This window comes from Citrobacter freundii complex sp. 2025EL-00176, assembly GCF_053309355.1.
Window position 1 is genome coordinate 811,957 of record NZ_JBRYHT010000001.1, and the last position, 20,227, is coordinate 832,183.

The window sequence follows — 20,227 nt, forward strand, 5'->3', positions numbered from 1 at the left end:
TTATCCGTCACGTTATCAGGGAGTTTTCTGTTTTTATGGCTATAGCCAAAAAAATAACGATCCATGATGTTGCGCTGGCTGCGGGGGTTTCGGTCAGTACCGTCTCATTGGTACTCAGTGGCAAAGGACGTATTTCATCGGCAACCGGTGAACGGGTAAATGCTGCCATTGAGCAACTGGGGTTTGTGCGTAATCGACAAGCATCGGCCCTGCGCGGTGGGCAGAGCGGGGTCGTGGGTTTGATTGTGCGCGATCTTTCTACGCCGTTTTACGCCGAGCTGACGGCGGGGCTGACGGAAGCGTTAGAAGCCCAAGGGCGCATGGTCTTCTTACTGCATGGCGGCAAAGACGGTGAACAGCTGACGCAGCGCTTCACCCTGTTACTTAATCAAGGGGTTGATGGCGTGGTGATCGCCGGGGCCGCAGGCAGCAGTGACGCGCTACAGCAACTGGCCGCTGAGAAAGGGATCCCGGTGGTGTTTGCATCACGCGCGAGTTACATGGATGACGTTGACACCGTCAGACCTGATAACATGCAGGCCGCGCAACTCCTGGTTGAACAGCTGATACGCCATGGGCATCAGCGCATTGCCTGGCTGGGCGGGCAAAGCTCTTCATTAACCCGGGCAGAGCGCGTCGGCGGCTATTGTGCAACATTGTTAAAGTATGGTTTGCCGTTTCATAGCGACTGGGTGCTGGAGTGTTCATCCAGCCAAAAGCAGGCCGCGGAAGAGGTAACGGCGCTGTTACGCCGGAATCCAACAATCAGTGCGGTGGTGTGCTACAACGAAACCATTGCCGTAGGCGCCTGGTTTGGCCTGATGAGAGCAGGGCGACAGAGCGGTGAAACAGGCGTGGATCGCTACTTTGAACAGCAAATATCATTGGCCGGATTTGCGGATGTGGCGGAAAGCGCGCTGGATGACATTCCCATTATCTGGGCCTGTACGCCTGCCCGTGAAATGGGATACACCCTTGCGGAACGCATGCTACAACGCATTGGTCACGATGAAAGCCATTCGCGCAATCTGACGCTTGCCGCCCGCCTGGTCGTCGCGAAATAAAAAAAGCCCGATAAACAATGTTATCGGGCCTGTCGTCAGGGAGATTTACTGTTGCGGGGCCGCAGGAGCATCCGGTTCAGCAAAGGCAGGCATACCGAACATGCCAACAAACTCATCCAGCGACATTTTCTGTCCGTTAAGTGTTACCTGACCGTTCGCATACTGCAGGCTGGAACCGATAACGTTGTCCTGCAGCGTCGTAATACGGAACATCTGACCCATCGCCGCGAGGCCATTAACCTGCTGCTTCGCCAGACCCGCCGCTTCTTCCTGCTGATATCCTTCCAGTTTGGCAATCTGCGTCATGAATTCAGTCGCCATATCGACAGGGATCGTCAGCTTAGCGTCCAGTGATTTGACGGAGCGATCCACTTCCTGGGCCAGCGTTTGCGGCTCTACGGTGTTTGCGGTCGGATCTTTCAGCAGTAGAGACAGATTAAAGGCGGTTTCACCTTTCGCATTTTTCCAGCTCAGCGGCGCAATAGTGATAACCGGCTCGCCTTTCATCAGAATCGGTAGGGCATTAAAGAAGGCTTCGGTGACTTTCTGCTGATACAGCTCAGGGTTTTGCACCACATCTACCTGTGACATCAACGCCTTGGTTTGGGCGCTATACTGCTGACTGAACTGGTGCAGGGCTTCGCCATCAATCTGGCCCACTTTCAGCGTCAGTTTGCCGCTACCCATATCCTGGCCCTGCAGTTTAAGGCTGTTCAGGGTGTAATCCAGCTGGCTGTTGACGGTTTTACCCTCGTTGATCAGATCGGATTTACCATCGATACCCATGCCTTCCAGCACCGCCAACTCTTTACCCTCGACTGCAATCGACAGTTTTTCGAGTGACAACTTCTGGTCGCCAATACGCTCACCAAAGCTGGCGATACTGCTGGAACCCTCAGTTTTCAGGTTATTGAAGGTGATTTGTACCTTCTGGTTGTACTCATTGACCGCATTAACCAGGCCACTTTGCGCTTCGCCAGTCAGCGACACTGCATTACCGTCTTTATCTGCGGTAAACTGGAACTCCCCGCCGCTGAAGGCCACTTTTTCATCGCCTTTCTCGTAGTTCAGCGGTTTGAGAGAGAGATCGGAACGGGTATCACCGCTGTAACCGATACGGGAGTTAATGATGAATGGCGTTTCGCCTTTGGCAATATCGAACAGCGGTTTGGTGACGTCGTTATTCACCAATGTTGTTTTCACCGAGGCCATAGCGGGAATCAGATTCAGTGATTTCAGCTGTGCCAGCGGGAAAGGACCGTGATCAACCGTTTCATCAAGGACGATGCTTTGCCCTGGCTTCAGCCAGGAATCTTGCTGCCCGGTGATGGGTTTAACCACCAGTTGCAGTTGGCTATTGAACACGCCGCGCTGATAGTTTTGATAACTCAGTTCAATACCTGCCTCAGGGGAGTAGCGTTTCAACTGATTGTTTGCCTGTGTCACCATTTCGGCGAGATGCGTTTCGAGTTTTTTACCTGTATACCAGGCGCCGCCCGTCCAGACGATACCCAGTGCAACCACTACACCCGCAGCTACCAGCGATTTTTTCATTTTGATATCCATAAAATAAAACCAGGCGTTTGAAGACGCCTGGAGGAGTGACTTGTCTTTAACTCACTACAGCTTAGCAAGAGTTGTTAAAAATATCAGTATCTTGCTACAGCTTGTTATAAACCCGAGCTAAACGGCCCTTGCCGCTGACGTTTACCGGCGATTCATTCGCACTAATAAAGGCCGACTCACCTGGCTGCAGTACCAGACGCTGCTCACCTTTGCTCAACACGGCTTCACCCTCAATGCAGAACAGAATTGCGGCACTTTGCTGGCCGATCTCTGCGCCAGTAGCCGTTAACTCATGTAGGGAGAAGGCGAAATCGTCGACCGGAATGGGGAAGTCCAGTTCGCTATCCGTTTTAACCGGTGTGGTCAGCAACTGGTTTGCAGGTTTAGCGACAAACTTAACGTTGGCGACCAGTTCCGGGATATCAATATATTTTGGCGTCAGTCCCGCGCGCAGCACGTTGTCCGAGTTCGCCATCACCTCCAGCGCCACGCCTTGCAGGTAGGCGTGTGGGGTCTCAGCAAATAAGAACATCGCTTCGCCGGGATTGAGTTTAACCACGTTAAGCAGCAGTGGGGAAAAGAGTCCGCTGTCGTTAGGGTAGAAGTCGGCGATCAGGCGAATGGTTTGCCAGGGTTCGCCCTGCTGACTGTTCAGCGCCGATTTCAGGATCGCCAGCGCGTGGGATTTCTCCTCATCCTGCATATTTAGCAAGCTGGCGAAGAGATAGCTCAGACGCTCTGCACTCGGTTCCTGCAGGAAATGCGCAATAGCCGGATGCGCAGCGGAAACAGGTTGTAATAACGCAACAATATCGGAAAACTCACGAAAGGCGTTCATCGCGAGGAAAGGCGTTAAAGCAAAAACCAGTTCTGGTTTGTGGTTAGGATCTTTGTAGTTGCGCTCGGCGGCATCCATCGGGATCCCAGCGGCGTTTTCTTTGGCAAACCCGATTTCAGAATTGTGCTTGTTAGGATGAACCTGAATTGAAAGGGGTTGCGCGGCACAGAGCACTTTAAACAGGAAGGGCAGTTCACCAAAGCGTTGGGCAACGGCATCGCCTAATAGCGCGGATTTATCGCGTTCAATAACGTCGCGTAAAGCCACCGTCTGACCATCAGCGCTCTGAACCCGCGAACTGCTTTTTGGGTGCGCCCCCATCCAAAGTTCAGCCATCGGTTGCTGAGTTGGGTTGGCAATCCCATAAAGTTCCGTTAACGCAGTTTTACTTCCCCAGGCGTAGTTCTGCACTGAGTTGATGAGTTTTTGCATTCTCAAGCCCTGTTTGAATGTGGAATTTTCTCTGGCTATTAAACCAAGAAACCCTCAGGGAAGTAACCTGCACATGTAAAAAGTCGTACTTGTCTCAGTTTTTGTTAAAAAATTGTGTAGGATATGGTGACTCGCTTTTAATACCCTGAGTAATTCCGGTTGCAGAAAGCCATGCCTTCTCCAACCCGATCTACGGCAGGGAAGCAGGGCAATGGAACATCTGCCCAGAGAATAACCAGACCGAGCAGTAAGTGAGAGCACAATGTCAAATAAACCCTTTCATTATCAGCATCCTTTCCCGCTTAAAAAGGATGATACTGAGTATTATCTGCTAACCAGCGACTATGTTTCCGTTGCCGAATTCGAAGGGCAGGAGGTTATTAAAGTCGCGCCACAAGCGCTAACCCTGCTTGCTCGCCAGGCTTTTCATGATGCATCGTTTATGCTGCGTCCTGCGCATCAGCAACAGGTAGCGGATATCCTGCGTGACCCTGAGGCCAGTGAAAACGACAAATATGTGGCCCTGCAATTCCTGCGTAACTCTGACATCGCGGCGAAAGGTATTTTGCCGACCTGTCAGGACACCGGCACAGCGATTATCGTGGGTAAAAAAGGTCAGCGTGTCTGGACCGGCGGCGGTGATGAAGCGGCACTGGCGCGAGGGGTCTATAACACCTACATCGAAGACAACCTGCGCTATTCACAAAACGCCGCGCTGGATATGTATAAAGAAGTGAACACCGGCACCAACCTGCCAGCGCAGATTGACTTGTATACCGTTGACGGCGATGAATACAAATTCCTGTGTATTGCCAAAGGCGGTGGTTCGGCAAACAAAACCTATCTGTATCAGGAAACCAAAGCGCTGCTCACGCCGGGCAAATTAAAAAATTACCTGGTCGAGAAGATGCGTACGCTGGGAACAGCGGCTTGCCCGCCGTATCATATCGCGTTTGTGATTGGTGGAACGTCGGCGGAAGCCACGCTGAAAACCGTCAAACTGGCTTCGGCGAAATACTACGACGAGCTGCCGACCGAAGGTAACGAGCATGGTCAGGCATTCCGCGATGTGGAGCTGGAAAAAGAACTGTTGATAGAAGCGCAGAATTTGGGACTGGGCGCCCAGTTTGGCGGTAAATATTTTGCTCATGATATCCGTGTGATCCGTCTGCCGCGTCATGGCGCGTCGTGTCCGGTCGGGATGGGCGTTTCTTGCTCAGCCGATCGGAATATCAAAGCTAAGATCAACCGTGAAGGTATTTGGATCGAAAAACTGGAGCATAATCCTGGTAAATACATACCAGAAGAGCTGCGCCAGGCGGGAGAGGGGGAAGCGGTGCGCGTTGACCTCAATCGCCCGATGAAAGAGATCCTGGCCCAGCTGTCGCAATATCCGGTGTCCACGCGCCTGTCGCTTAACGGTACAATCATTGTTGGCCGTGATATTGCGCATGCGAAACTGAAAGAACGTCTGGATAACGGCGAAAGTTTGCCGCAGTATGTTAAAGATCACCCGATCTATTACGCCGGTCCGGCAAAAACGCCGGAAGGCTATGCCTCAGGCTCGCTAGGCCCAACTACAGCCGGACGTATGGACTCCTATGTCGACCAGCTTCAGGCTGCGGGCGGCAGTATGATCATGCTGGCGAAAGGCAACCGCAGCCAGCAGGTGACCGATGCCTGCCATAAGCACGGCGGTTTCTACTTAGGCAGTATCGGTGGCCCCGCAGCGGTACTGGCCCAGGGCAGTATCAAGAGTCTGGAATGCGTGGAATATCCTGAACTGGGGATGGAAGCCATCTGGAAAATTGAAGTGGAAGATTTCCCTGCGTTCATCCTGGTGGATGACAAAGGTAATGATTTCTTCAAGCAAATTCAGACGTCGCAGTGCGCACGCTGCGTTAAGTAACGTCAGCCGCCCTTTGGGGCGGTTTTTTTTTACCGCACGAACCACCAAACGACAGTTTAATCCTCGTTAATACTGATAAGACCAATGCAAGTGGGCAATGTCGAAACATAACCTAATCAATTGTTAATGTAAGGAGCAGGTAATGGTAACGGTACGCCGCGAGAATGATTCAATGGGCGCAATTGATGTTCCTGCCGATAAGCTTTGGGGCGCGCAAACCCAACGTTCGCTGGAGCATTTTCGTATCTCTACGGAGAAAATGCCGGTCTCGCTGATCCACGCGCTGGCGCTGACGAAACGGGCGGCAGCAAAGGTTAACTTAGATCTCGGGCTGCTGGCGGAGGATAAAGCCACCGCGATAATGCAGGCCGCAGATGAGGTATTGGCGGATAAACATCGCGATGAGTTTCCGTTGGCCATTTGGCAAACAGGCTCCGGCACGCAAAGCAATATGAATATGAACGAGGTGCTGGCAAACCGTGCCAGCGAATTGCTGGGCGGCGTGCGGGGAATGGAGCGAAAAGTTCACCCCAACGATGATGTTAATAAAAGCCAAAGCTCGAATGATGTTTTCCCGACTGCGATGCATGTTGCCGCGCTGCTGGCGCTGCGCAAATCACTGATCCCGCAATTAACGGTGTTGACCAAAACGCTTAGTGATAAATCCCACGCGTTTGCCGATATTGTCAAAATTGGCCGGACGCATCTACAGGATGCAACCCCGCTTACGCTGGGCCAGGAGATTTCCGGCTGGGTGGCGATGCTCGAACATAACCTCAGGCACATTGAAAACAGTTTACCCCATGTGGCGGAACTGGCGCTGGGGGGAACCGCGGTGGGAACCGGGCTGAACACTCATCCGGAATATGCTCGTCGGGTCGCGGATGAGCTACGGGTAATTACCTGCGCGCCGTTTGTTACCGCACCGAATAAATTTGAAGCACTGGCGACCTGCGATGCCCTGGTTCACGCCCACGGAGCGCTGAAAGGGCTGGCGGCATCACTGATGAAAATCGCCAACGATGTACGCTGGTTGGCATCCGGTCCGCGTTGCGGTATTGGTGAAATTTCAATTCCTGAAAACGAACCGGGTAGCTCCATTATGCCGGGTAAGGTCAATCCGACTCAGTGTGAAGCGCTGACCATGCTTTGTTGCCAGGTGATGGGCAATGATGTTGCCATTAATATGGGCGGAGCGTCAGGAAACTTTGAGCTTAACGTGTATCGACCGATGGTCATCCACAACTTCCTGCAATCAGTGCGTTTGCTGGCGGACGGGATGGAAAGCTTTAACGAGCACTGCGCGACGGGAATTGAACCCAATCGTGAGCGAATCGACCAGTTACTCAACGAGTCGCTGATGCTGGTTACTGCACTCAATACCCATATTGGTTACGACAAAGCCGCTGAGATAGCCAAAAAAGCGCACAAGGAAGGGCTGACGTTAAAAGCATCTGCCCTGGCGCTGGGATATTTAACCGAAGCGGAGTTCGACAGCTGGGTACGACCGGAACTGATGGTTGGCAGCATGCGGCCGGGCAGTTAATCAGCAACGTACAGGTGCAGTCGGGGAATAATCAATCTCAACGGCTGCGCCTGAGGTTTAAAACGATGCTGAACGTTGTCGGCATCGTAATTCAGTAACTCGCCGATATCGGGTACGGTCATGCCGTTGTCGTTATTGATTAGCGCAATCAACGGCGTCGGGCAGGCATATTGCACCTGTTTTTGCTCTCCTTTGTACCAGACGCGGGCGATGGGCTGCACTTTCACCGGTCTTTTAATCTTCAGTTTTGCCTGCTGTGGCAGGGCTGCGATGTCCTGATATTCCCGCTCCAGCTTCGCCTGCCACTCTTCACGCGTCCAGGGATATACGCTGCGCGGCGACGTCAGACTCTTTTCCAGTTGCTGCAGGACTTCATCGCGCTTCAGGTTTTTAATGATGTGCTTGTTAGCCCAGCCAAAGCGCAGGGTGGCGGGTTCTTTCACCAGCGTGAGGGTACGGTAGGCATTCAACGTAATCAGTCCCGGCAGATGGCGATGCACCCATTCAAAACGTGCCGCTGGCGGCAGTCCCGATTCCACAGTGACAATGCGCTCAAACGTTGTTTTCAACTGGTTAATACGCTGAATGTGTTCTTCCAGTGCGCGTTGCGCTGGGTTATCCACCTGATAGCACAACACGCCCGGAAGACGGACGGCCGCTTTGCTGCTGCGGTTCTCAGATTGCTGCTGAATAAACAGATGACGATAGTGACGTAGTGTGAGCGATTCAGCCTCTTTGCCTAAATGTTGTTTTACATCGATGCTCTGCAAAGGGGCATGTTCTGCTTCCTTGACGACTTCAGGTAACGAGAACACGCGCGCAATCAGCAGCGTCTGCTGCAACAAATTTTCGTTCAGCAGCGCCAGTTCCTGTTCCATCTGGCGGAAGGTACTGTTCAGACGGTCAACGAGATCGTAACGGGCCATGTGTTTTACCATTTTAGTTACAACATACTTTTTTATAGCACAACATCCGCCGCCTGACCACCGAGCCATATGGGTCAGGCAGTAGGAAATTCAGGAATGTTATGCCAGACGGGCCAACTGAAAGAAAAACGAGCGCCGCCCAGTTCACTTTCATCGCAGACGACCGTACCACCCATCGCTAATGCGATCGAGTGGACGATGGCTAACCCAAGTCCGCAACCACCGGTCGCCCGGTCACGACTGGGATCGAGGCGTACAAATGGCTCAAAAACTTGTTCGCGCGCCGCAGGTGCGATGCCAGGACCGTCGTCTTCCACGATCAGCATTGCCTGATTCCCGTCCAGCCGCAGGCTGGCTTGTACCGTCGAGTGGCAATAGCGCAGGGCATTATTCAGCAGATTATCCAGCACGCGCTCCATCAGGCGCATGTCCAGCGCACCGTAGTCGCCACTCTGAAGATGGCGTAGGCGCACCGCATGGTCAGGATTGACGCTTTGCACATCCTCAAGATGGGTTGTCAGCCAAAGGGGGAGGTCGGGTACGCTGAGCTTCAACTCATTTTGTGGGCGGTCCAGTCGGGCGTAGGTCAGTAACTCTTCGATCAACGCTTCCAACTGGCCGATATCACGATTCAGTGCCTGAGATTCTTGACCGGTGAGATTCTCACTCATCTCCAGTCGGTAACGTAAGCGTACCAGTGGGGTTCGAAGCTCATGGGCAATACCATCGATAAGCTGTTTTTTACTGGCGATCAGCGCATTGATATTATCCGCCATCTGGTTAAACGCCACACCAAGACGCTCAAAACTGGAGCCGTTATCAAAATGCAGGCGTTCACCCAGATGTCCTTCACCAAAACGTTGTGCTGCGGCTTCCAGTCGGAGCATTTCCTGCCAGTGGGGGCGCATCCAGATGAGCACCGGGAAGGCCAGCGAAATGGCAATAAACGCCATCAGCGCGACGTCCAGCAAGCGCATTTGATGCAGAAAATAGAGATAGGGAACCGGGCCGACGGCCAGCACGTAATGGCTGCGCGGGATTCGTTGAATAAAAGTGTACTGATCGTCAAGCGCGACTATATCGCCCTCGCGCAGGCGCTGCATGGTTGGGGCGTCCAGCGTGTATTTATTCAGCGGTTCAACGCGCAGATCAAAAGAGAGGTTTAAATCCATCTCCTTTAGCGTCTTACCCCAGTCACGTGGTGGGATCTCGCGTAGCTCACTGCGCATCAGGTATAACGAGCTTTTCATTAAATCGTCGAGCGATTGTCTTCCCGCGCGTTCTGCTGTGAATTTGTATACCAGACCGACCAGCAGGGTCATCACCAGAAAGCAGACAAACAGCAGGAGATAAAACTGTACAAACAGCTTCTTCATGAAATATTACCATAATTTCAATGATTTAATTAGTACGCATCCACCCCTGGGGACACCGTTGTATCCCCCGATGCGCGGGTTCAGAAAGGCAATCCGATCACCATCAAGCGCGTTTATCCAGGCAGAGTACACTGTATAAACCATTTCTGCATTCTCGTGGTCCATCTGATTTGCAATAATCGCAGGGGTGGCCCTGTCGCGGTGTACCTCAACCGAAAGATGATTGCTAATAGTAGTCTGTAATAAAAGGGCCGGAGGATGAGACATCATCATCCCCGGTAAAGGTTAGCAAGATGTTGTAGTGTTCTCCCAATTACAGGGTGGCCTCATGAACGAAATTAAGCAATAATATTTAACATGAAATTAACTCAATATTAACATTATTAATATTTCCCCTGTGAATATATGCGTGATATTGGCGCTGCAAGGATCGTAGGGGGGCTTTATGGTGAATAGTCAGTAGATTAAGGCTAAAAAAATAATGAATAAATGATGTAGCAAATACCTGGTCCCCCAATCAGCGGTATCGGTCTGAATCGTGCCAATGGTTACGCCAGCAGCGGTATTTTGCAAATGCTATGACCGGTGAAGTGATTGTAAAAGCCATCCGCCAGCAGCAAAATGTGCCCCTGAACAAGTAAATCAACGAATACGTAATATAATGCTTCCTGATACTCGCAAAATTGTTGTGATATAAAAATATGAATTTCAATCGTGGTTGTTATTTGCTCCTCATTTTCGCAGCGACAGGCTGTATTTTCACCGCACATCCCTGGGTTATATGGCTAATACTTGCCAATATACTGACGATGGCGCTATACGGCGTGGACAAAATGGCCGCTCGTAAGGCCTGGCGCAGGGTGCCTGAGTCTACTTTGCTGATGTTTGGTGTTGTTGGCGGGTGGGGCGGTGCGATAGCGGGTCAACAAATTTTTCGCCATAAAACACAAAAGCAGCCATTCAAAACTTATTTTATTATTAGCGTGATTGTCAGCCTCTCGCTGATGGGGGCGGTTTATCAGTTGTATCCATTTTCATCTTCCTGAGTGAGGTTGAGAGTAAACGGCCCGATTATCTAAGGCAGGAGATATACTTTTCGCCTGAACGGCGTACGATTTCATCGGCATTGTCCGTAATATCCTTTCCCTCAAATGCGCCGTAGAGTTGTTTAAATTTCACCGTACTCAGGCGTTGGGTGATGTCGCTGACCGTTGCGGCTGGCAGCGGCAGCATATTGGGGTAACTCCACATAAAGGAGACGGCATCCGCCCCTGGCGTGACCTGAACGATGTCGCCGGAAAGTACCAGGCCTTCATTTCGTGCCCAGTGCAGAACACAGCCGCCGGAAAAATGTCCCCCCAGTCGTATCACACTGACGTCTCTGGCCAGTTCTAGGGTGTCGCCTTGCCAAAATCTAATCCACGGACTGTCGCGCATTACCCACTCGCCATCACTGGAATGAAGGTAAATCGGGGCATTAAATTCAGCAGCCCAGTCCTGCATGGTGGTGTAGTAGTGAGGGTGTGATATCGCAATAGCCTGAAGCCCGCCCAAAGACGTTATGAGCATTTTCGTAGCATCGTCGAGCGTAGCAATACAGTCCCATAGAATATTGCCCTCGGGTGTGCGCAGAATAAATGCGCGCTGATTAATAGCAAAATCAGGAACAGTGCGGATGCTGAGAAGATCGCTGTTGTGTTGTTGCCACTTATTTGCATGTGAAGCGCAAAGGGCGGCAAAATCGATCCATTTCTGCCCTGTCGCGGGCACATACTGGCGTTCATCATTACAGATAGCGCAATGTTGTGGATGAGAATCCGTTTTCTCATAGGATGTCCCACAGGCTTTGCATAAAACGATCATCGCGTCTTCCTCATTTAGCAACCACAATCAGCATGGCACACAGAGACACAAGAATGTGCCCGTTAGTGCTCTGATCTATAAGCAAGGGAGGATGAAATTGGCACGTGGTGGCTCAGTCAGGGGAAAGCAGGAATAATGTCTACACAGTCCACGTCGGTTGTCATCTTCCGGCGCAAAAATGAGGGTATTGTTTGAAAAATCGTTTGTTCAACGCCTGGCTCAGCCGCTGGGGACTCATTCCTGATGGTGAGGCATTTGAAACGCACACATCGCAGCTTTTGCCTGTGGTGGTGGTCAAGGATGGGCAGAAAGCGATGCTCAAGCTTACCGACGATGACAGTGAGCGCAACGGCTGCGCACTCATGGTCTGGTGGAATGGCAATGGCGCAGCAAAGGTACTGGCCTATGATGATGGGGCGATTCTGTTAGACCGTGCGACAGGGAGGCGTTCTTTAGCTGAAATGGCGTGGTCTGGCAACGATGCGCAGGCCTGTCGCATTATTTGCCATGCGGCCAGTCGGCTCCATCTACCGCGGAATGCGTCAACGCCTGCGTTAACCCCGCTGCATCATTGGTTTCGCGATCTCGCTCCTGCAGCGAAAAAACATGGCGGCATCATGACACGTTGCGCTGAGGTGGCAAACGTACTGCTCTCATCTCCCCAGAATGAAGTCGTATTGCACGGCGACTTACACCACGGCAATATTCTTGATTTCGGAATTAAAGGATGGCTGGCAATCGATCCGAAAGGGCTGGTAGGCGAGCGTGGGTTTGATTACGCCAATATTTTTACCAATCCGGATCTTGCCGATCCGACCCGGCCTGTCGGTATTGAGCCAGAAAGATTCCTGCAACGCGTGAATATCGTATCAGAAGCTGCCGGGATTGAACGGCAACGTCTGTTAATGTGGATTATTGCCTGGTGTGGATTATCGTTCGCCTGGTTTCTGCAAGAGGGGGACTGCGCGGCTATACCCTTGCGCATCGCGGAGTTAGCGATGGAGGAACTCCCATCAGGTGGTAATCAACTTTGATCTACGACACTGGGTTGGTAATTCTTAAGAGTTATCATTAGCCTGGTAAACGTTTTATTAATCAATCAGTGAACGGCGGTGTGGTGTGTTGTTTAGCGCAAATTTGACAGGCTGGAAACAATGAACACATTGTTTTCAATATTAAAAAAACGCCCAAACATTATTTCGTTGATGGTTTTACTCATCGGGGCAAACATTGTGGCGTGGCTGTGGGCTTTCACCGCGTTTAGCAATAACACGTCGTTATTGGCGCTGAGTCTAATCGCGTGGTGCTATGGTTTGCGCCATGCCGTAGATGCCGACCATATTGCCGCGATAGACAGTGCGACGCGCAAACTTATGCAGCAGAAAAAACGCGCCCTGACGACGGGAGCCTGGTTTTCCCTTGGGCACTCCACCATTGTGGTGCTGGCAAGCATTGGCATTGCGCTGACCACCAGCGTATTTAAGCAGCATATGGCATGGTTTCAGAATGTCGGCGGTCTTATCGGTACCACGGTCTCTGCCGCATTTCTGCTGATTCTGGCTACCATTAATCTCATTATTTTCTGCCATGTCTGGAAGGCTTTTCGCCATCTTAAACGTACCGGTACTTACGCTGGCAACGCGGAAGATATGACGGTTTCAGGCCCGCTGAACTGGCTTTTCCGCTCCGCTTTCCGCCTGGTAGGTAAAGACTGGCATATGTATTTTGTCGGTTTTTTGTTTGGCCTGGGTTTTGATACCGCCACTGAAATTTCTCTGCTGGGTATTTCTGCCTCAAGCGCGTCCAGTGGCATGTCGGTCTGGTCAATATTAGTTTTCCCGGCGCTGTTTACCTGCGGTATGGCGCTGATTGATTGCCTTGACAGCATCCTGATGGTTGAGGCCTACGGATGGGCGTTTAATAAGCCGCAGCGCAAGCTTTATTACAATATGACCATCACCGGCACCTCGGTAATTGTTGCGCTATTTATCGGTGGACTGGAGGCGCTGGGACTGCTGTCTGATGCCTTTTCACTCCAGGGGGGATTGTGGGACACCGTCAGCAATTTGAGTGACCATATGGGAAATGTCGGCTTTGTGATTATTGGCGTTTTTATCTGCTGCTGGATTATTTCTGCAGTGAATTACCGTTGGAAAAAATACGACGGACTGACGTTCAGTTGACACAAAAGAAAGCCTTCCGTTTACAGGAAGGCTTAGTTCTTACAGGAAGGCTGGTTAATTTGCGTTCACGCGTTGCGGTTCTTCAGCACTTTTTTTCAGGAGCCTGTTAGCCAGTACGCCCGACATCATCGAACCATTCACGTTTAGTGCCGTTCTGGCCATATCAACGACAGGTTCGATAGCAATGAAAATCCCCACCAGCGCGACAGGGAAGTTCAGCGTTGAAAGGACGATCAGCGCAGCAAATGTTCCGCCGCCACCAACGCCCGCCACCCCGATGGAACCCAGCGCAATCGCAGGTAGCATGGCGAGCAAAAAATGCACCGATAGCGGATCAATACCAATTGTTGGCGCAATCATCGCCACCATAATAGCCGGATAGATCCCGGCGCAGCCGTTTTGACCCATGCTGGAGCCGAATGAAGCTGCAATATTGGCAATGGTGTTTTGCACACCAAACTTTTCCTGCGCGGTAATAGCCAGTGGAATAGATGCCGCACTGCTGCGTGACACAAAGGCAAAGGTTAATACTGGCCAGACGGTTTTAAAATAGTGAACGGGGTTATTGCCACTCAGCAGCAGGATAAGCGCGTGGACGATAAACATCATCAGAATTGCAAGGTAACAGGCTGCAATAAAGCCTAACAGACTGGCAAATTGTTCAAATCGATACGCGGAAAATACGCCTGCCATTAATGCCATCACGCCATAAGGGGTGAGGGCAATAACGATGCGCACCATCTTCATCACCCAAATCTGGATGGCGTTAATGCCAGCACTTAATTTTTCACCTTCTTGCGGGGCGTCTTGTTTGACCTTTAATAATGCCACGCCGGCAAGAAGCGTGAAGATAACAATGCCAATGACGGATACGCTTCTGGCCCCGGTCAGGTCGAGGAAAATGTTCGTGGGGATCAGGGATGTAATCAGTTTTGGTAGTGAAATGGCGGCAGTCTTACTCACATCATCCGCCGTCAGCGTGGACTGCATATGAACAAATGCGCTGGCGTCCAGACCTAATACATGCGCAGTCAATAGCCCAATAAACCCGGCAATCATTACCAGGCAGAGCATGCATCCGACGATGGTTAACGACATTTTCCCAATGCCTGCGCTATTTTCGAGCTTATTAATGGCCGAGAGAATAGAGATGAAAATTAGCGGAACCGCAACCAGCTTCAGTAAATTCACATAGCCATTGCCGATAACGTTATACCAACTGATAACTGTTTTACTGTCGTCGGCAGCAATGAGATGCAGGGATAAGCCGATAACGGCACCGATAAAAATAGCGATGAAGACACTTTTGGAAAGAGAGTGACTTTTTTGGTTGATTCTGAAAATTGCCCATGAACAAACCAAAAAGAACGCGAGATACGCGAGCGTAACGAACATATTGTAGCCTCTTGCCTCATTCAGCACCTGAAATGCCGGAAAGAGTTTTGTTATTGCGAAATAAACCAGAACCATAAGGTTCAGGACCGCAACGGATTATAGGGAGGGGGGCGGGCAACAGCCATGCAAAAAATGTGGAAATGAGCCGGATGGCGTTTGTATGCTTGTTCTGCAAACAATTTACGTGACAGTGTAACGTATTGTGATGAATCCAGCCGATCTGCGAGACCGGCCCGGTGGCATTATTTCTGTGGCTCGTCGTCCCAGGCGTGCGGTGCGAACAGGTAACCTTTGTTGCGTACCGTTTTGATTCGATAGGGCTCCGTGGCGTTATCGAGCAGTTTTTTACGTAACCGGGAAATCGCCACATCGACGCTGCGATCCATGCCGTCATAGCTTACCCCGCGCAGGTTCTTCAGCAACGCATCGCGGTCCATAATCTGACCGGCATGGGTTGCCAACTCCCACAGCAATTCAAAATCGGCGGTGGAGAGAGAGACTTGCTCGCCGCCGAGTAGCACGGAGCGATTGGTTGGGTCGATAGCGAGTGTACCAAAGCGTAGCGTGGTATGCGGTGTGATGGTTGCTGCCTGAATACCTTTAGACTGGGCTGAGTGTTCGCTCTGACGCAAATGCAGGCGTAGGCGCGCAAGCAGCACGGCCGGAGGCGTGGTTTTAAGGATGTAGTCGCAGGCACCCATTTCCAGCGCCAGGATATGGTTCATGTCGCTGTCCAGAGAGGTCAGCAGGACAATCGGACCCTGCCAGCGTCCACGTAAATCGCGGCAGATTGTCATCCCATCTTTGCCCGGTAGCATGATATCTAATAACACCAGATCGGGTTGAACTTGCAGGATTTTCTCCTCGGCCAAATCACCACGAGGTTCAAGGATAACCTCAATATCATGCCGGGCCAGATAGGCGGCAATCAGCGAGCCAACTTCGGGATCATCTTCAACAAATACGATGGTGTTCATATCATTCATTTTGAATATAAAACGCCAACATACACCGCCCTCGTTTTTCCTTCCATTAATCTTTTCTAAACAAGAACGCTTCCGTTATGCTAGGGGCTGATGTTATTGATGTGTTAAGGCAGGGTGATGGGACTCGTTATCAAAGCGGCGCTGGGTGCGCTGGTGGTCGTGTTGATTGGTTTGCTGGCTAAAACAAAGAATTACTATATTGCTGGATTAATCCCGCTGTTCCCGACATTCGCGTTGATTGCCCATTATATCGTGGCCAGTGAACGTGGGATCGAGGCGTTGCGTACCACCATTGTATTCAGCATGTGGTCGATTATTCCCTATTTTGTCTACCTCGTTTCGCTGTGGTATTTCACCGGATTTATGCGCTTACCCATCGCGCTCGGCGGCTCAGTGGTGTGCTGGGGCCTGAGCGCGTGGTTACTGATTTTTTGTTGGATTAAACTGCATTAACGCAGATGACGCCCGCCATCAAGGGCAAAACTACGCCCTGTGACAAAGCAGCTGGTTAACAGATAGTCGATTAAATCAATGACTTCTTTTTCACCGGGCGCCGTTTTCATTAGTGATTTATTCAGAGCCTGCTGGCGATATTCAGCATCGTCACTCTCGTTGAACAGGATCAACGAGGGGGCAATCGCATTCACTTTGACTTCAGGCGCCAGCTTGCGGGCGAATGAGCGAGTCATATTGTCCAGCGCCGCTTTACTGGCAGCATAAGCAATGTGCTTGTCGCTGCCACGCTCAACAACATAATCCGTAAAATGGATAATATCGCTGGCTGCATGTCCGTGACCGCGTAACAACTCTTCCAGGGCGTGGTTGAGTAAGTAGGGCGTATTGACATGAATCTGCATCATGGCAGATAGCACTTCGGTTAGCGGTGTGCCCGGCTTTTCTGCAACCCAGGCACTGGCATTATGTACAATGGCGCGCAAACTGTTCGTCTGCCTTTTAACCTCATCGGCAAAGGCCAAGACGCCTTTATCGGTAGAAAAGTCAGCCTGGATACACAACGCGCCAGCTTCGCACAAGCCATCAATGGCCGGATAATGGGTCCGGTAGCTGACAATAACTGGCTGTTTTTGATTGAGAAAATGCCATGCGACGGCGAGGCCGATGCGACGACCTCCTCCAGTGATAAGAATCGGCAAAAGGGGCTTTTTACCCATCGTAATCTCCAGGTTTCGCGAACGATGGGGATAGCGTTACCCCACCAACATCCAGGTTGCCGGAACTGCAGCAATAAGCAGCAGGCCGATCAGCGCCATCTCCTGACGTTTCAATACATTTTCATGCGCGTGTGTTTTACGCGCATAAAGGAAAACCAGTAGTCCTGGCGCATACAGCACCACAGACAGTAACAGGTGCATCGGACCTGACGCATACAATAACCATATGCCATAAATACTCGCACCGACACCCACTGCTTTATGTAACGGACGGGTCGCTATTTTCAGCAAAAATGCGCCGACCAGCAAATAGGGCACCAGAATCATCTCTGAGGCAATAGTCAGTAACGTATTGTAGTCGGAACCTGTGAGCCAGATCAGCACCAGACAGATTTGGACGCAGATGTTGGTCAGCCACAGCGACGCGGATGGCGCACCCTGCGCATTCTGACGCGCGAAGATCCGTGGAAACGCTTTGTGGGTAGAGGCGAGGAACGGCACTTCCGCCGCCATAATCGTCCAGCTTAAATAGGCACCGCAAACGGAGACAATCAGGCCCGCGGCGATAATAATTTCGCCCCATGGTCCCATCATTTTAACCATCAGACCGGCCATTGATGGGTTGCGAATTTCTGCCAGTTCTGGACGCGCGACAACACCCAGCGACAGCAGGGTGACTAACAGATAAACGCCCAGCGCAGCAAGTACCGCCAGCAGCGTGGCGCGCCCGACATCGCGTTTGTTTCGTGCGCGGGCGGATACCACCACTGCGCCTTCCACACCGATGAATACCCACAGGGTAATGAGCATAGTGTTTTTAACCTGCTCCCAGACGGGAACGCCCAACGCTACGCCGGTAAAATCCAGACTGAAGGTATCGAGTTTAAACAGCATGAACGCCAGCACGATAAACAGGCCAAGCGGCAGCAATTTGGCCAGGGTCGCAACCAGATTAATGCTGGCTGCGGTTTGCACCCCACGCAGCACCAGAAAGTGGACGATCCACAGCAGCATTGATGCGCCAACGATAGCCTGCCAGGTATTACCATCGCCAAAAAGGCGTAATTCCGGCGTGTCGGTAAAGAAGCTGAGCGCAGAGAAGACGATAACCAGATACGAAACGTTAGCGATAACGGCACACAGCCAGTATCCCCAGGCAGAGCAGAAGCCAATCAGTTCCCCGAAACCTTCGCGCGCGTAGGTAAAAATGCCACCGTCCAGTTCAGGTCGGATACGCGTCAGGATCAACATGGCAAAGGCGAGCAGCAGAATGCCCGCACCGGTAATCGCCCAACCAATCAGTAATGCAGCCGGGCTGGCAACCGCCGCCATATTTTGTGGCAGGCTGAAAACACCAGCGCCGAGCATTGAGCTTAGAACCAGCGCGGTCAGTGCGCTCAGACCCAATTTCTTTTCCATTTGTATCCAGTGACTAAAACAAGAGTGAGAGAATAATTATTTTGGCAAACCGCATAAAAATGGTGAAAGCCACTAAGGCGCGGGATTTTACGGAGAGAAGAGAACGCATGCAATGGGGATAGAGAGATTTGTGACTAATAGTGTGAAAAGTTGTCTTAATATTCGTGTTTTTTTCGGGGTGAGGGCTTCACGAGGGAAAATTATCAGGCCTACAGGAGCTGTAGACCTGATAGAGCTTGGATATTACTTATACAGGTCAGCGCTGATGGTCATGTTGTTACCACGTTCTGACCACTGGCGAGTAATGTGATAGTACTTCGCGCCTTTTTTCGCTGCGCGCTTGGCAACCTGATAAGAGACTTCGGTCATATTACCGTAGTTACCGGTGAACTTGATGCTGTCAAACGGAACCATCATGGCAGCCGTCGCTTTGTTCAGCTCTTCGACTTTCGTTCCATCCGGCAGCGTGACGGTGTAACGTCCACCTTTGGTGGATTGCGTTTCGAAGAAGCGGCCAACTTCAGCACTCGGAGACGCGGTAGTCGCAACGCCCGGGATCTCAACTTTCTTCGCGGCTTCACCGCCTGCTGCTAATGCGGCGCGACCGGCATCAGAATCTGCTGGGATTGCATCAGGACTTTGTACTACGCGTTTTTTCGCATCTGCTTTATAGATGAATGCGGTAATACGCTGGTTACCACCCTGGTTGGCATCGACCTGGCGAACGATATAGAAGGAGTAAGCCCCTTTCTCTTTCGCCGCTTTGGTGATGGCATCATTCACTTCAGGCTGGCTGCGGTAGAAACCCTGCACCGTCACGGTATCGTAAGGTTCTATCAGAACGGCCTGATCTTTAGGTAACTCCATCACACCGTTAATGATACGGTTTTTGGATGCTTCCGCTTTTTCAGCGTCGGCTTTGTAGATGTCGGCTACAACGCGCCAGTTACCGCCGCTGCCAAAATCTGAGGTATCAACAACATAAAAAGAGGCTGCACCGTCTTTATCTGCACGGCGTGATACGGCATTCACCGCGTCGCCGATCGCATTAAAACGACCGGTAACCACAATGCGGTCGTAGGGTTTCAGGGCAGCAGCTTGCTCCGGCGTCAATTCTGTCGCTGCATTTACAGAAAAAGCAGTCGCAGAAATAAGTGCGGACGCCAGGAGAGTGTTCTTAAGCTTCATAAAAATAATCCTTCGCCTTGCGCAAACCAGGTACTGGTATTGTTATTGACTAGAAACGTCGCTGATTATTGCATTTAAATTGTGTCAGTGTCTGCGTCATTTTTCACTCATCGTGCCACTGGGTGTAACAGTGTCGATAACATTTTGTGATATGTCCAAAAATTCGGCATTTGAAGGCTAAAACTGATAAAACAGTTGAATTTCATAAGTTAATTTAATGTTAATCAATTGTTCCATGGTGGCGCTTAATCATGTTTTGCCGCTTCGCTTGAGCGAATTATCAGCCTTTGCGGGCTATTTAAAGGGCATTATCCCTGTCTGTGGGCTAATTCATCCCTGATTTGCGAATTTCATAATAAATACT

Annotated in this window: 17 protein-coding genes; 7 read left to right on the forward strand and 10 right to left on the reverse strand. The window is 51.1% G+C overall.

Annotation, left to right across the window (positions count from 1 at the left end):
* The first annotated feature begins 35 nt into the window (after positions 1–35).
* Positions 36–1,064 (forward strand): Mal regulon transcriptional regulator MalI, encoded by a 1,029-nt coding sequence (locus tag ACVXHP_RS04020; RefSeq protein ID WP_038640443.1) that lies wholly within the window; start codon positions 36–38, stop codon positions 1,062–1,064.
* Between the two features lie 45 nt (positions 1,065–1,109).
* On the opposite strand, the gene ACVXHP_RS04025 is transcribed toward ACVXHP_RS04020, so the two are convergent.
* Both ACVXHP_RS04025 and manA read right to left on the reverse strand, forming a co-directional pair.
* On the reverse strand, positions 1,110–2,618 hold the full coding sequence (locus ACVXHP_RS04025) for a YdgA family protein (RefSeq protein WP_316128648.1): 1,509 nt from the start codon (positions 2,616–2,618) through the stop codon (positions 1,110–1,112).
* A 106-nt stretch (positions 2,619–2,724) separates the two neighbouring features.
* The gene (manA, locus tag ACVXHP_RS04030; protein ID WP_447570894.1) at positions 2,725–3,900 is read right to left on the reverse strand and encodes a mannose-6-phosphate isomerase; all 1,176 of its coding nucleotides are present in this window, start codon (positions 3,898–3,900) and stop codon (positions 2,725–2,727) included.
* Positions 3,901–4,162: 262 nt separating this feature from the next.
* On the opposite strand from manA, the gene fumB reads away from it, so the two are divergent.
* Positions 4,163–5,809 carry a class I fumarate hydratase gene (gene fumB, locus ACVXHP_RS04035; protein WP_061381392.1) on the forward strand — a complete coding sequence of 549 codons (1,647 nt, stop codon included), beginning with the start codon at positions 4,163–4,165 and terminating at the stop codon, positions 5,807–5,809.
* A 142-nt stretch (positions 5,810–5,951) separates the two neighbouring features.
* Positions 5,952–7,355: a class II fumarate hydratase gene (gene fumC / locus ACVXHP_RS04040; RefSeq protein WP_304698412.1), complete on the forward strand. Its 1,404-nt coding sequence runs from the start codon at positions 5,952–5,954 to the stop codon at positions 7,353–7,355.
* Here fumC and tus read toward each other — a convergent pair.
* Positions 7,352–8,281 (reverse strand): DNA replication terminus site-binding protein, encoded by a 930-nt coding sequence (gene tus / locus ACVXHP_RS04045; protein WP_447570895.1) that lies wholly within the window; start codon positions 8,279–8,281, stop codon positions 7,352–7,354. The genes fumC and tus overlap by 4 nt on opposite strands.
* A gap of 74 nt (positions 8,282–8,355) precedes the next feature.
* Entirely contained in the window at positions 8,356–9,657 is a 1,302-nt protein-coding gene (gene rstB / locus ACVXHP_RS04050; protein ID WP_316128642.1) for a two-component system sensor histidine kinase RstB, read from the reverse strand.
* 701 nt (positions 9,658–10,358) lie between these two features.
* Between rstB and ACVXHP_RS04055 the strand changes: the two genes are divergently transcribed.
* Positions 10,359–10,703 (forward strand): DUF1294 domain-containing protein, encoded by a 345-nt coding sequence (locus tag ACVXHP_RS04055; RefSeq protein ID WP_447570896.1) that lies wholly within the window; start codon positions 10,359–10,361, stop codon positions 10,701–10,703.
* A gap of 25 nt (positions 10,704–10,728) precedes the next feature.
* Here ACVXHP_RS04055 and ACVXHP_RS04060 read toward each other — a convergent pair whose 3' ends face one another.
* Entirely contained in the window at positions 10,729–11,520 is a 792-nt protein-coding gene (locus ACVXHP_RS04060; protein ID WP_447570897.1) for an MBL fold metallo-hydrolase, read from the reverse strand.
* Positions 11,521–11,711: 191 nt separating this feature from the next.
* Between ACVXHP_RS04060 and ACVXHP_RS04065 the strand changes: the two genes are divergently transcribed.
* Both ACVXHP_RS04065 and ACVXHP_RS04070 read left to right on the forward strand, forming a co-directional pair.
* Complete coding sequence (locus ACVXHP_RS04065) at positions 11,712–12,554, forward strand: aminoglycoside phosphotransferase family protein (protein ID WP_447570898.1); 843 nt, start codon at positions 11,712–11,714, stop codon at positions 12,552–12,554.
* Between the two features lie 120 nt (positions 12,555–12,674).
* On the forward strand, positions 12,675–13,703 hold the full coding sequence (locus tag ACVXHP_RS04070; RefSeq protein ID WP_165407565.1) for a HoxN/HupN/NixA family nickel/cobalt transporter: 1,029 nt from the start codon (positions 12,675–12,677) through the stop codon (positions 13,701–13,703).
* A gap of 54 nt (positions 13,704–13,757) precedes the next feature.
* Here the strand turns inward: ACVXHP_RS04070 and ACVXHP_RS04075 are convergent, their stop codons facing one another.
* Positions 13,758–15,098, reverse strand: coding sequence for a cation:dicarboxylate symporter family transporter (locus tag ACVXHP_RS04075; RefSeq protein WP_447570899.1), 1,341 nt, complete (start codon positions 15,096–15,098; stop codon positions 13,758–13,760).
* Positions 15,099–15,340: 242 nt separating this feature from the next.
* Positions 15,341–16,075 carry a two-component system response regulator RstA gene (gene rstA, locus ACVXHP_RS04080; RefSeq protein WP_447570900.1) on the reverse strand — a complete coding sequence of 245 codons (735 nt, stop codon included), beginning with the start codon at positions 16,073–16,075 and terminating at the stop codon, positions 15,341–15,343.
* 126 nt (positions 16,076–16,201) lie between these two features.
* Between rstA and ACVXHP_RS04085 the strand changes: the two genes are divergently transcribed.
* Positions 16,202–16,537, forward strand: a complete 336-nt coding sequence (locus tag ACVXHP_RS04085; protein WP_200006499.1) for a GlpM family protein — start codon at positions 16,202–16,204, stop codon at positions 16,535–16,537.
* Here ACVXHP_RS04085 and folM read toward each other — a convergent pair.
* From folM to ydgH, 3 genes are all read right to left on the reverse strand, one after another.
* Positions 16,534–17,256, reverse strand: coding sequence for a dihydromonapterin reductase (gene folM / locus ACVXHP_RS04090; RefSeq protein ID WP_316128629.1), 723 nt, complete (start codon positions 17,254–17,256; stop codon positions 16,534–16,536). The two genes, ACVXHP_RS04085 and folM, sit on opposite strands and share 4 nt — an antisense overlap.
* 36 nt (positions 17,257–17,292) lie before the next feature.
* Positions 17,293–18,675, reverse strand: coding sequence for an amino acid permease (locus tag ACVXHP_RS04095; protein ID WP_200006497.1), 1,383 nt, complete (start codon positions 18,673–18,675; stop codon positions 17,293–17,295).
* Between the two features lie 243 nt (positions 18,676–18,918).
* Positions 18,919–19,863 (reverse strand): DUF1471 family protein YdgH, encoded by a 945-nt coding sequence (gene ydgH / locus ACVXHP_RS04100; protein ID WP_042308569.1) that lies wholly within the window; start codon positions 19,861–19,863, stop codon positions 18,919–18,921.
* Between the last annotated feature and the right edge of the window lie 364 nt (positions 19,864–20,227).